Here is a 13,629-nt window from a genome sequence, read left to right on the forward strand (position 1 = left end):
GAATGAAGAAGTGCGTCATGTTACTTAACCCTGCATATATAACAAATCAAAAACTGACTCACGCTTTCGGGGCGGCCGTGCTTTCGCGGACGACCAGCTCACTATCAAGCAGAAGCGAACCGTTTTGTACCGGATTTCCCTGTAACTGCTCAAGTAATAATAACATAGCCTGACGGCCAAGCTGGAATCTTGGCTGCGCGACGGTGGTCAGCGGAGGATCGGTAAACTGGCTGGCTTTGATGTCATCGAAGCCGACAACCGATAAATCCTGCGGAATACGCAAACCCATTTTCTTCGCCTGGAACATCGCGCCAATCGCCATAATGTCGTTATGGCAGAAGATGGCCGTTGGCGGAGAAGGCAGCGCCATCAGTTCGCTGACCGCCCGCGCGCCGGATTCGTAGGTAAAATCGCCCTGAGCGGTTAATGCATTTTCGACGCTGATCCCGTTGCGGCGCAGCGCCTGCACATAACCTTGCGAGCGATACTGGCAAAGCGGCATATGTTTCGGCCCTTCGATACAGGCAATGCGCTGGTGGCCCAGATTCAGCAGATAATGCACCGCTTCAAACGCGGCAGTCAGGTTATCGATATGAACTGTCGGCAGTTCCAGTTCGGGCGCAAATTCATTGGCCATCACCATCGGTGGCAGGTTGCGTTGTTCTTCTTTACTGGCATCGAAAGGTAAATCGGAACCGAGCAGCAACATGCCATCAATCTGTTTGGTGATGATCAGATTGATAAAGGTTTTTTCCTGCTGGTTTTGCTGAGCGCAGTCGCCAATCAGCACCAGATAACCGCTTTCGGCGGCGGTGTGTTCGATCCCTTTGATCAGATCGGCAAAAAACGGATCGCAGATGTCCGGGACGATCACCAGAATGGTTCGCGATTCGTTGCGCTTCAGGTTTCGGGACAAAGCATGAGGAGAATACCCTACGGCCATCACCGCCTGATCGACCTTCTGACGGGTAGAGGCGGAAACTTTCTCCGGGTTCATTAACGCGCGGGATACCGTTGCTGTTGAAACGCCTGCCTGTTCTGCCACATCTTTCATTGTCGCGGCGGGTAATTCTTTCTTGTGATCCAACGCATCTCTCCTTGCAACAGCATCAAACTGACACAACAACATCCACATTCCTCACCTGGCTACCCATGCTGTGTAGCTCATCACATTCTAAACAGAATGTGAGTAGGATTTGTTACCTAATTTGCATTAAAAGTGTGATGCAGATGCTTTTTTCGATCCATCACGCAGAAATCCTGACTATTTATGCGGATTAGCTATCGATCGGATCGACATCCAGCGTCCATTTCACTTTTTTAGCCTGCGGCAGGCTGGCAATCAGCGGCTGAGAACTTTTGATCAGATGCTGCAAAACGCGGCGGGAAGGATGCTGCAATAACAGCTGCCAGCGGAAACGTCCGTTACGCTTGGCCGCCAGAGCGGGCACCGGCCCTAAAATCCACAACGAATCATCTTTCAGCGGGCTGGATTCCAGCAGATTACGCAACTGTTGCAGGAACAGCGCCGACTGCTGATTATCGTGGTCTTCTGAGCGGATCATAATGTGGCTGGTGTAAGGCGGCAGAAAGACGCTCTTGCGCTCGGCAAGCGTCTGTTTTGCGAATTCGTCGTAGCCTTGCTGCAACAGAACCTGCAACAGCGGATGTTCTGGGTGATGCGTTTGCAGAACCACTTCACCTTGTTTACCTGCACGACCGGCACGGCCTGAAACCTGAGTATAAAGCTGGGCAAAACGTTCTGCTGAACGGAAATCCGCCGAGAACAGCGCGCCGTCAACGTCCAGCAGCGAGACCAGCGTGACATCCGGGAAATGATGGCCTTTCGCCAGCATTTGCGTGCCGATAAGAATACGTGCGCCACCGCGATGGACTTCATTAAGATGCTGTTCCAGCGAGCCTTTGCGGCTGGTGGTGTCGCGGTCAATGCGGGTGATTGGCGTATCGGGAAACAGCGGCGCCAGCTCGTTTTCCAGCTGCTCGGTGCCGACGCCAACTGACACCAGTTGCGTCGATCCGCAATGCGGACACTGATGCGGCACGGCACGCTGGCTGTCGCAATGGTGGCAACGTAGCTGGCGCTGATTCTGGTGCAGCGTGTAATAGTGATCGCAGCGCTGACATTCAGCAATCCATCCACATTCGTGGCAGAGCAGGGCAGGTGCATAGCCGCGGCGGTTGAGGAACAGCATGACCTGATTGTCGGCTTTAAGATGTTCCTGCATGCGCTGAATCAGTGGCTGGGAAAGCCCGACTTTCAGCTGCAACCCTTTTAAATCCAGCAAATTCTGCCGCGCGAGTTTGGCGTTACCGGCGCGCTTGGTCAGCTTCAGCTGGCGATATTTTCCCAGTTCCACGTTGTGCAGCGTTTCCAGCGCAGGCGTTGCCGAGCCCATAATAATGGGAATGTTTTCCGCGTGGGCGCGATACACCGCGAGATCCCGCGCGTGATAACGCCAGCCTTCCTGCTGCTTATAAGAGCTGTCGTGTTCTTCATCGATAATGATGACGCCCAGACGCGCAAACGGTGTGAACAACGATGAGCGCGTGCCGATCACAATTCCGGCTTCACCATTACGCGCCCGCAGCCACACGGAAAGCCGCTCGCTGTCGTTGAGACCGGAATGCAAGACATCGACCGGCGCGCTGAAACGTTCGCGAAAACGCGCGATGGTCTGCGGCGTCAGGCCGATTTCCGGCACCATCACCAGCGCCTGACGGCCCTGCGCGAGAATATTTTCCAGCACGCTCAGATAAACTTCGGTTTTACCCGAACCGGTTACACCGGCCAGCAGCCAGGCGGAAAACTGCTGATCTTCACTGCGGATGGCACCGACGGCGGTGGCCTGTTCGGTATTCAGTCGCAGGCGTTCGCCCACGACGGAGAAATCTTTGCGCCAGTCTTGTGTGGCAGGTGCGATGCTGCGTAAATCCGTCAGCCCTTTCGCCCGCAGTGCCTGCAAGGCGGTATCGGTCAGATCGAGGTCAGCAACCTGATGGCGATATAGCGGTTTTTGGATCAGTGCCGCCATTGCCTGTTGCTGTTTCGGCGCACGTTTCAGGCTGTCGAGCGGCGTGGCGCGCCCCTGTTCGGTGGCAAACCATTGCCAGAGCGGCGTCAGTTCAGCGGGTTTCCCCTGACGTAACAACACCGGCAGCGCGTGAAACAACACTTCGCCAATCGGGAAATGATAATAGTCGGCAGCCCAGAGCAGGATGCGCCACAGATCGGGCGTGAACAGGCTGGAAGAGTCGAGGACTTCACGCACGGGTTTCAGCTTATCCAGGCCAAATTCGCTCGAGTCGCTGACGCGCGTGACAATGCCAATAGCGTCGCGTTTACCGAAAGGCACACTGACCCGACAACCCTGAGAAACCTGCAATCCAGGCGGCAGGAGGTAATCGAAAGTACGGGCAAGTGGAACAGGTAACGCGACGTGGGCAACAGGCATTGTGGGTCCAGACTATAAAAAAATGACGAGATAGTGTACACTGTGTCCTTCGAAATGCATGAACATCATTGCGCGGTTCTCAGAGATTCTGTATGATTCGCCGCCTTTGGTGCATTTCGCACTCAAAGCCTATCATCCACTACGCGTGGTGTCTGACAGAACAGGGTTGGATAGCGACGCGGCCTTAAGAAGAGGTTTTCCATGAAAAAAGGTATTCACCCTAAATATGTAGAAGTTACTGCATCTTGCTCATGCGGTAACGTAATCAAAACTCACTCAACTGTGGGTCACGATCTGAACCTGGACGTTTGTGGCGAATGCCACCCGTTCTACACTGGTAAGCAACGTGAAGTGGCTACCGGTGGCCGCGTTGACCGCTTCAACAAGCGTTTCAGCGTTCCAAGCAGCAAATAAGCTACGCTTGAGAGCAAAAAAAGGCGCCTTTGGCGCCTTTTTTGTTGCCTGTCGTTTCACTTCCCGCCAGACAAAACCTTCAGTGATTCAGAACGTTCTATTGATCGCCCGCTCGCCAAAAGCCCGCACAATGAATTGCACGGGGCTGTCAGAAAATCTCAGCGTTTCTCAATATTCCCAGGTATCAGGATCAACACCCAGTTCACGCATCAGGATCTTCGCCGCTTCCGGGATTTCGTCACTGCGTTCTTTACGCAGGTCTTCGTCATTCGGCAAAGGCTGACCGGTGAACGCATGCAGGAAAGCTTCACACAATAATTCACTGTTAGTCGCATGACGCAGGTTATTCACCTGACGACGGGTGCGTTCATCGGTGAGAATTTTCAGGACTTTCAGCGGAATGGATACCGTGATTTTCTTAACTTGCTCACTTTTCTTACCGTGTTCAGCGTAAGGGCTGACATATTCGCCGTTCCACTCAGCCATGGGACACCTTAAATTTATCAAAAAATAAAATACTGAAAACCGCGTGATTATGCCCGATTTTCACTGTTCTCACTAAATAAATGTCGTCATTTTACAGGGATATCTCACGATTTGCCCTGCGGCATTGTTCATTTTGTCGCCTTGCGCTTAACTGCTTCACGCAACGGATCTGCCGGACATCTTCATTAACGTCATAATTTTAGCGGGTATTGCTCTGTTGCTCAATCTATACGCAAAGAAGTTTAGATGTCCAGATGTATTGACGTCTATAATTCCGGGCGTTACTCTTTACACCCTCATCCTCCGCATTTCGTCAGGAAGAAACGACTATGACGCACAAGCAAGCCACCATTGCCGTGGGCAGTGGCCTGAACAATGATCAGCAATATGGTTGTGTAGTTCCGCCTATCGCCCTTTCCAGCACTTACAACTTTGAAGATTTCAATCAGCCGAGAGCCCATGACTATTCACGTCGCGGAAATCCGACGCGTGATATCGCTCAGCGTGCGCTGGCCGATCTGGAAGGCGGAGCGGGCGCGGTGCTCACCAGCAGCGGGATGTCCGCAATCCATCTGGTGTGTACGGTGTTTCTCAAACCTGGCGATTTACTGGTTGCGCCGCACGATTGCTACGGCGGCAGCTACCGTCTGTTCGACAGCCTGAGCAAGCGCGGTGCGTACCGCGTGCTGTTTGTCGATCAGGGTGACCCGCAGGCGCTGGCCGAAGCGTTGAAGGAAAAACCAAAACTGGTGCTGATTGAATCCCCAAGCAACCCGCTGCTGCGCGTGGTCGATATCGAGGCGATTTGCGCGGCGTCTCACGCGGCTGGCGCACTGACCGTGGTGGATAACACGTTCCTGAGCCCGGCGTTGCAAAACCCGCTGAAGCTGGGGGCGGATTTAGTTGTACATTCCTGTACGAAATATCTGAATGGGCATTCTGATGTGGTCGCCGGTACGGTAATATCTAAGACCGCAGAGCATGCAACTGAACTGGCGTGGTGGGCGAACAATATCGGTGTAACCGCCGCGGCGTTTGACAGCTATCTGCTGTTGCGTGGCCTGCGCACGCTGACGGTTCGCGTAAAACAACAGCAGGAAAATGCGCTGGCGATTGTGGCGTATTTGCAAAAACAGTCGCAGGTCAAAAAGCTGTATCATCCGTCGCTGCCGGAAAACCAGGGGCATGAAATTGCCCGCCGTCAGCAACGTGGCTTCGGGGCCATGATCAGTTTTGAATTTAACGGAGATGAAGCGCAGCTGCGTCATTTCCTGAAAGAATTGAAGTTATTTACCCTCGCAGAATCACTGGGAGGCGTCGAAAGCCTGATTTCTCATACGGCAACCATGACACACGCTGGCATGGCGCCGGAAGCGCGTAAAGCCGCCGGGATTTCTGACAGCTTGCTCCGTATTTCTGTAGGTCTTGAAGACAGCGAAGATTTGATTGCTGATCTGGAACACGCATTCCAGTCAGTGGCAACGAGGTAAGTATGAATGCAATAGCGGTTGCAGCGCCGGCGGGAAGCCGGCAGTTGCACAAATTTGGTGGCAGCAGCCTGGCTGACGTGAAATGTTATCTGCGCGTCGCAGGTATTATGGCTGAGTACGCAAAGCCGGGCGACATGATGGTGGTGTCGGCGGCGGGCAGCACGACCAACCAGCTTATCAGCTGGCTGAAACTGAGCCAGACCGACCGGCTTTCCGCGCATCAGGTTCAGCAGGCCTTGCGCCGGTATCAGAGTGATTTGATTTCCGGCCTGCTTCCGCCGGAAATGGCAGAACCGCTTATTGCTTCTTTTATTCATGACCTCGAACGTCTGGCTGTTTTGCTCGATGACAAGATGACCGATGCGGTTTACGCAGAAGTCGTCGGTCATGGCGAAATCTGGTCTGCACGACTGATGTCTGCCGTATTGTGCAAAATGGAGCTGCCTGCCGCCTGGCTGGATGCGCGCGAATTTCTGCGTGCTGAACGCGCGGCTCAGCCTCAGGTGGATGAAGGGCGTTCTTATCCGCTTCTGCAACAGCTTATCGCGCAGCATCCTCAGCAATATCTGGTGGTAACCGGGTTTATCGCCCGCAGTGACGCCGGTGAAACCGTTCTGCTTGGCCGTAACGGCAGCGACTATTCCGCCACCCAGATTGGCGCACTGGCGAACGCCAGCCGCGTTACCATCTGGAGTGACGTCGCCGGGGTTTACAGCGCCGATCCCCGTAAAGTGAAAGATGCCTGCCTGTTGCCGCTGCTGCGTCTGGATGAAGCCAGTGAACTGGCGCGTCTGGCCGCACCGGTCTTGCATACCCGCACTTTGCAGCCGGTTTCCGGCAGCGATATCGATTTACAGCTGCGCTGTAGCTACAAACCGGAGCAGGGCTCGACGCGTATCGAACGCGTGCTGGCTTCCGGCACGGGCGCAAAAATTGTCACCAGCCATGATGATATTTGCCTGATCGAAATGGCTATTCCGTCTGCGCATGATTTTGCGCTGGCACAAAAAGACGTTGAGTTGCTGCTCAAGCGTGCGCAGATCAAACCGCTGTGTACCGGCGTGCATCCTGACCGCAATCTGCTGCAATTTTGCTATACCTCCGAAGTAGCGGGGAGCGCCTTGCAGGTGCTGGAAGATGCCGCATTGCCGGGGCGTCTGACGCTGCGTGAAGGGCTGGCAATGGTGGCGCTGGTCGGTGCGGGCGTGTGTAAAAACCCGCTGCACAGCCACCGTTTCTATCAGGAAATGAAAGATCAGCCGATCGAATTTATCTGGCAGTCGGAAGACGGCATCAGCCTGGTGGCGGTTCTGCGCGTCGGTCCGACCGCTCATCTGATTCAGGGGCTGCATAAAACCCTGTTCCGCGCTGAAAAACAAATTGGTCTGATGCTGTTTGGTAAAGGCAATATCGGTTCACGCTGGCTGGAACTGTTTGCCCGTGAACAAAAGAATATTTCTGCCCGCAGCGGTTTCGAATTCGTGCTGGCCGGTGTGGTAGACAGCAAACGCAGCCTGCTCAATTACGAAGGTCTGGACGCCAGCCGTGCGCTGGCCTTCTTCGACGACGAATCCCAGACGCACGACGAAGAATCGCTGTTCCTGTGGATGCGTGCGCATCCTTATGATGATCTGGTTGTGCTGGATGTCACGGCGAGCGCAGAACTGGCGGATCAGTATCTGGATTTCGCCAGCTACGGTTTCCATGTGATCAGCGCGAATAAACTGGCGGGCGCATCCGGGACGAATAAATACCGTCAGATCCGCGATGCGTTCTCTAAAACCGACAGTCACTGGTTGTACAACGCGACCGTGGGCGCGGGGTTACCGGTTAACCATACCGTGCGCGATTTACGTGACAGCGGCGACAGCATTCTGGCAATCAGCGGAATCTTCTCCGGCACGTTATCCTGGCTATTCCTGCAATTTGACGGCACGCTGCCGTTCACCGAACTGGTGGATCTGGCGTGGCAGCAGGGGCTGACAGAGCCTGATCCACGCGATGATTTATCCGGTCAGGACGTGATGCGTAAACTGGTGATCCTGGCCCGTGAAGCGGGTTATGACATCGAACCGACGCAGGTTCGTGTGGAATCTCTGGTCCCGGCTGGTTGTGAAACGGGTTCCGTCGATCAGTTCTTTGAGGACGGCGAAGCGCTGAATCAGCAAATGCTCCAGCGTCTGGAAGCTGCGCGCGAAATGGGTCTGGTGCTGCGTTACGTGGCGCGTTTCGATGCCAACGGTAAAGCGCGTGTTGGTGTTGAAGCGGTTCGTGAGGATCATCCTCTGGCCGCGTTGCTGCCGTGTGATAACGTTTTTGCCATTGAAAGCCGCTGGTATCGCGACAACCCGCTGGTCATCCGCGGGCCAGGTGCCGGGCGCGATGTTACCGCTGGCGCACTGCAATCTGACCTTAACCGGTTGACTCAGTTGCTTTAAAAACCTACACCCTTCCGGTTCCTGCCGGAAGGGTGCTTTCAGACTTTTCATCATCTTCTCCTCTGCACTTTCCCCCAACATGAAATTCCTTCAATTTGAGTGAAGATTAATCACACTCAGATGCATTTTTGCAGTTGACAGTTTTGCTCACTTCCTCCATTGTCTATCCATACGTTTAGACGTCTAGACGCTTACTATATAAGCCAATAATTAAAACGCAGTGATCCATGAGGTAGTGTTTATGAGCTTTTTCCACGCTAACCAGCGCGAGGCGCTGAATCAGAATCTGGCAGAGTTGCAGGGTCAGATTAACGTTTCTTTCGAGTTTTTCCCGCCGCGCACCAGCGAGATGGAAGATACGTTGTGGAGCTCCATCGACCGCCTCAGCAGCCTCAAGCCTAAGTTTTTGTCGGTAACCTACGGTGCTAACTCCGGCGAGCGCGACCGCACGCACAGCATCATCAAAGGCATTAAAGAGCGTACGGGTTTAGAAGCGGCTCCGCACCTGACCTGTATCGATGCCAGCCGTGACGAACTGCGCCAGATTGCGCAGGATTACTGGGAAAGCGGCATCCGTCATATCGTGGCGCTGCGCGGGGATTTACCGGCGGGCGGCGGCAAACCGGATATGTATGCAACCGATCTGGTGCATCTGCTGAAAGAAGTGGGTGATTTCGATATTTCCGTGGCGGCTTACCCGGAAGTTCACCCGGAGGCAAAAAGCGCACAGGCAGATTTGATCAACCTGAAGCGTAAAATCGACGCCGGTGCCAGCCGCGCTATTACACAATTTTTCTTCGACGTAGAAAGCTATCTGCGTTTTCGTGACCGCTGTGCGGGTCAGGGCATTGATGTTGAGATCGTGCCGGGCATTTTGCCGGTTTCCAACTTCAAACAGCTGACGCGTTTTGCCACCATGACTAACGTGCGAGTCCCGAACTGGATGAACAGTCAGTTTGAAGGGCTGGACGATGATGCGGAAACCCGCAAAATGGTCGGCGCAAATATCGCGATGGACATGGTGAAGATCCTCAGCCGCGAAGGCGTGAAGGACTTCCATTTCTACACCCTGAACCGTGCCGAAATGAGCTACGCGATTTGCCATACGCTGGGTGTTCGCCCTGACATCGCGGTTCCGGTTCGTGCGTAAGTCAATAATTTCCAGAATGCACAAAGCAAAAAACCCGCGAATTCGCGGGTTTTTCTTTGAGCTCTGCGGCTGAACTAGCCGGTGTTGCGCATACCGGCCGCAACGCCTGCGATGGTTACCATCAGGGCCTGTTCGACATTCGCATCCTGCTTGCCGTCTTTTTCCAGCTCGCGTGAACGGTGTAACAACTCAGCCTGAAGCACGTTCAGCGGATCGGTGTAGACGTTACGCAGTGCGATAGACTCAGCAATCCACGGCAAATCTTCCATCAGATGATCGTCGTTGGAAATCGCCAGCACCACTTTGATATCGCCTGCCAGCTGTTCACGCAGTTTCGCGCCCAGCGGCCACAATTCTTTTTCGACCAGACGCTGATCGTAGTATTCAGCCAGCCACAGGTCGGCTTTGGCGAACACCATTTCCAGCATACCGATACGCGTGGAGAAGAATGGCCAGTCGTGGCACATCGCTTCCAGCTCATCGCGTTTCCCGTCATCGACGACGGCCTGCAAACCGGCACCTGCGCCCAGCCAGGCTGGCAGCATCAGACGGTTTTGCGTCCAGGCGAAGATCCACGGAATCGCACGCAGACTTTCCACGCCGCCGTTGGCCTTACGTTTTGCCGGGCGTGAACCCAGCGGCAGTTTCGCCAGTTCCTGCTCCGGCGTCGCTGCGCGGAAGTAAGGCACGAAGTCTTTATTCTCACGAATATAGCCGCGGTACATTTTGCAGGAAACGTCAGACAGCTGTTCCATGATGTCCACCCAGGCTTTTTTCGGCTCTGGCGGTGGCAGCAGGTTGGCTTCCAGAATGGCGGAGGTATACAGCGCCAGACTGCTGATGGTGACTTCCGGCAGACCAAATTTGAAGCGGATCATTTCGCCCTGTTCGGTCACGCGCAGGCCACCTTTCAGGCTGCCCGGTGGCTGAGAGAGCAACGCTGCTTGCGCTGGCGCACCGCCACGGCCGATAGAACCGCCGCGTCCGTGGAAGAGCGTCAGCGCCACACCGGCTTTCTCACAGGTTTTGATCAATGCGTCTTGCGCGCGGTACTGCGCCCAGGAAGCGGCCATCACGCCCGCGTCTTTCGCAGAGTCGGAATAGCCAATCATCACCATTTGTTTGCCCTGAATGAAGCCGCGATACCAGTCGATGCTCAGCAACTGCTTCATCACGTCGTCGGCGTTATTCAGGTCATCCAGCGTTTCGAACAGCGGCGCAACCGGCATCGGGAACGGACAACCGGCTTCTTTAAGCAGCAGATGCACGGCCAGCACGTCGGACGGAGTGCGCGCCATGGAAATGACGTAAGCGGCGATAGAGCCTTCCGGCGCTTCCGCAATCACCTGGCAGGTATCGAGCACTTCTTTGGTATCGGCGCTCGGTTCCCAGTGGCGTGGCACCAGCGGACGCTGTGAATTCAGTTCGCGGATCAGGAACGCCTGTTTGTCGGATTCTGACCAGCTTTCGTAATCGCCCAGCCCCAGATAACGGGTGATTTCAGCGATCGCGTCGGTATGACGGGTACTTTCCTGACGCACGTCGATACGCACCAGCGGCACGCCGAAACAGCGTACGCGGCGCAGGGTATCGAGCAACTGGCCGTTCGCGATGATGCCCATATTGCACGCCAGCAGCGACTGGTAACAGGCATAAAGCGGTGCCCAGAGTTGCTCGTTTTTCACCAGCAAATCATGAGGACGCGCAACGCGTTCGCCTTTCAGACGGGCTTCGAGATACACCTGCGTGGTGGTCAGCTGGGTACGCAGCTGTTTCATGATTTCGCGGTACGGCTCGAGGATATCGGCACCACCGGCCCGCTCGCGCAGTTCCGGCGTACATTCGGTCATGGAGAGTTCTGAAACCAGCACAGCGATATCGCGCAGGAACAGATCGGTGGCTTTCCAGCGGCTCAGCAACAGAACGTGGCGGGTAATATCAGCTGTCACGTTCGGGTTACCGTCGCGGTCGCCACCCATCCAGGAAGTGAAACGTACCGGCACGGCTTCCACCGGCATTTTGTAATTCAGTGACGTCTCAAGCTGCTCGTTCAGTTCACGCAGGAAAGCAGGAACGCCTTCCCACAGGCTGTTTTCGACCACCGCAAAACCCCATTTGGCTTCATCAACCGGAGAAGGGCGGTTTTTACGGATTTCGTCGGTGTGCCATGACTGCGCAATTAACTGACGCAGGCGGCGCATAATTTGTTTGCGCTCGTAATCGGCCAGATCGTTATGGTCGAGTTGTTTGAGGCAATTATTCACTTCCACCAGTTTGTGGATAAGCGTGCGGCGGGCGATTTCCGTCGGGTGCGCGGTCAGCACCAGTTCGATAGAAAGCTGGTCAACGGCGTCACGTAATTGTTGTTCAGAGAGATTTTTGGATTTCAGACGATCGAACAATTGCGCCAGAGCTTCAGGGTTGCTGGCAGCCTCGCCGTGTGGCGAAATGCTGTGATATTGCTCAGCTACGTTGGCTAAATTCAGGAACTGGCTGAAAGCACGGGCAACAGGCAACAACTCATCATTCGAGAGATTTTGCAGCGTTGACAGCAATTCCTGACGATCAGCATCATTTCCTGCACGTGAGGATTTGGACAACTTACGGATTTTCTCAACACGATCCAGGATATGTTCTCCCAACGTATCTTTGATCGTGTCGCCCAGCAATTTACCTAACATACTGACATTACTTCGCATTGCGGAATATTGTTCGTTCATATCACCTCTGACCCGTTCTCTCGTTTGATTTTTATATTCTGTAAATAACTTTCACCCGTCAGGCATTCATGCCCCGTTCACCCGCCAACCTGGCCATACTTTTTAAATACCGCACCTGTTTTAACCCAAAAACACCCGATCACTCACGTTAAAAATGGTCTTTTTGGCGATGTCGCTGAAATTTAATTACAACCGCGACGATATCAGTTTGGCTAATCCATCATTTGTACAGTATCAAAGGGCGCCCGGAAGCGCCCTGATTGTTTCTTCATCAACCCTGATTCAGGATCAGTGATAACAGAAGTGATGAACGACCTGAGAAATCAGCTCGCGTGTCGGTTTTATGAACGCGGTATCAATATATTCATCTGGCTGGTGCGCCTGATCGATAGAACCCGGCCCCAGAACCAGCGTCGGGCACAGTTCCTGAATGAACGGCGCTTCGGTGCAGTAGTTCACGATTTCGGTTTCAACACCCAGCAGTTTTTCCACCACCTGAACCAGCGGGTGATCCGGCGGGCATTCATAACCCGGGATCGGCGGATGCAGTTCTTCGATAGCAAGACGGCCCGGCCAGCGCTGGCTGACAGGCTCCAGCGCTTCGTTGAGCAGGCCATTGATATCAGCCAGCGTCAGGCCCGGCAGCGGACGAATATCCATGTGCATTTCGCAGCAGGCGCAAATGCGGTTTGGCGCGTCGCCGCCGTTGATATAACCGAAGTTCATGGTCGGATACGGGATAACAAAACCACTGTGGTTGTAACGGGTTTTCAGCGTATTGCGCAGCGTCATCAGATGGGTAATCGACTCGTGCATCAGTTCGATGGCGTTCACGCCGCGAGACGGATCGCTGGAATGGCCGGACTGACCGGTGATGCGGATGGCATTCGACAAATGGCCTTTGTGCGCACGAACCGGTTTCAGTGAGGTCGGTTCGCCGATGATTGCGCAGTCCGGACGAATTTTCGCGTTTTTGGAGAAGTAGCTGGCACCGGCCATCGTCGTTTCTTCATCCGCCGTCGCTAAAATATACAGCGGTTTAGTCAGTTTGGTCAGATCGACATCGCGCAGTGAATCGAGGATAAACGCGAAGAAACCTTTCATGTCGGCAGTACCCAAACCATAGAGCTTATTTTCATGCTCCGTGAGGGTGAAAGGATCACGTGTCCAGCGTCCGTCATCGAACGGAACGGTATCGGTATGACCGGCCAGCAATAAGCCGCCTGCGCCGTGACCGGTACTGGCTAACATATTGAATTTGTTGCGCGTACCTGGAACGGGCTGCACTTCAACGTTGAAGCCTAAATCACCGAACCAGCCTGCCAGTAAATGGATTAGCGTCTCATTGCTCTGGTCCAGAGCAGCGTCCGTTGCGCTGATGGAAGGGGTTGCGATTAACGCCCGATAGAGCTCAATAAAAGGAGGTAATTTCATCTTCACTGTTGACAGCCTTTAGTT

The 13,629-nt window shown here is 54.3% G+C and carries 9 protein-coding genes; 4 read left to right on the forward strand and 5 right to left on the reverse strand.

Annotated elements, in window-relative coordinates:
* Positions 1 to 58: 58 nt before the first annotated feature.
* Together cytR and priA are read right to left on the reverse strand one after the other, a co-directional pair.
* Positions 59 to 1,087 carry a DNA-binding transcriptional regulator CytR gene (gene cytR / locus KWG64_RS22165; protein WP_195816151.1) on the reverse strand — a complete coding sequence of 343 codons (1,029 nt, stop codon included), beginning with the start codon at positions 1,085 to 1,087 and terminating at the stop codon, positions 59 to 61.
* A gap of 190 nt (positions 1,088 to 1,277) precedes the next feature.
* The gene (priA, locus tag KWG64_RS22170; RefSeq protein ID WP_218523140.1) at positions 1,278 to 3,473 is read right to left on the reverse strand and encodes a primosomal protein N'; all 2,196 of its coding nucleotides are present in this window, start codon (positions 3,471 to 3,473) and stop codon (positions 1,278 to 1,280) included.
* Positions 3,474 to 3,674: 201 nt separating this feature from the next.
* On the opposite strand from priA, the gene rpmE reads away from it, so the two are divergent.
* Positions 3,675 to 3,887, forward strand: coding sequence for a 50S ribosomal protein L31 (gene rpmE, locus KWG64_RS22175; protein ID WP_152325030.1), 213 nt, complete (start codon positions 3,675 to 3,677; stop codon positions 3,885 to 3,887).
* A gap of 168 nt (positions 3,888 to 4,055) precedes the next feature.
* On the opposite strand, the gene metJ is transcribed toward rpmE, so the two are convergent.
* Positions 4,056 to 4,373 carry a met regulon transcriptional regulator MetJ gene (metJ, locus tag KWG64_RS22180; protein WP_004392248.1) on the reverse strand — a complete coding sequence of 106 codons (318 nt, stop codon included), beginning with the start codon at positions 4,371 to 4,373 and terminating at the stop codon, positions 4,056 to 4,058.
* Between the two features lie 329 nt (positions 4,374 to 4,702).
* Here metJ and metB point away from each other — a divergent pair, with 329 nt between their 5' ends.
* The 3 genes from metB (at position 4,703) to metF (ending at position 9,451) form a co-directional block, all read left to right on the forward strand.
* On the forward strand, positions 4,703 to 5,863 hold the full coding sequence (gene metB / locus KWG64_RS22185; RefSeq protein ID WP_152325032.1) for a cystathionine gamma-synthase: 1,161 nt from the start codon (positions 4,703 to 4,705) through the stop codon (positions 5,861 to 5,863).
* Between the two features lie 2 nt (positions 5,864 to 5,865).
* Entirely contained in the window at positions 5,866 to 8,301 is a 2,436-nt protein-coding gene (locus KWG64_RS22190) for a bifunctional aspartate kinase/homoserine dehydrogenase II (RefSeq protein ID WP_195816154.1), read from the forward strand.
* Between the two features lie 241 nt (positions 8,302 to 8,542).
* The gene (metF, locus tag KWG64_RS22195) at positions 8,543 to 9,451 is read left to right on the forward strand and encodes a methylenetetrahydrofolate reductase (protein ID WP_195816155.1); all 909 of its coding nucleotides are present in this window, start codon (positions 8,543 to 8,545) and stop codon (positions 9,449 to 9,451) included.
* 74 nt (positions 9,452 to 9,525) lie between these two features.
* On the opposite strand, the gene ppc is transcribed toward metF, so the two are convergent.
* Both ppc and argE read right to left on the reverse strand, forming a co-directional pair.
* Complete coding sequence (ppc, locus tag KWG64_RS22200) at positions 9,526 to 12,171, reverse strand: phosphoenolpyruvate carboxylase (RefSeq protein ID WP_195825773.1); 2,646 nt, start codon at positions 12,169 to 12,171, stop codon at positions 9,526 to 9,528.
* Positions 12,172 to 12,459: 288 nt separating this feature from the next.
* On the reverse strand, positions 12,460 to 13,611 hold the full coding sequence (argE, locus tag KWG64_RS22205) for an acetylornithine deacetylase (protein WP_101079878.1): 1,152 nt from the start codon (positions 13,609 to 13,611) through the stop codon (positions 12,460 to 12,462).
* Between the last annotated feature and the right edge of the window lie 18 nt (positions 13,612 to 13,629).

The organism is Rahnella sp. PD12R (assembly GCF_019200965.1).
GTDB lineage: Bacteria > Pseudomonadota > Gammaproteobacteria > Enterobacterales > Enterobacteriaceae > Rahnella > Rahnella laticis.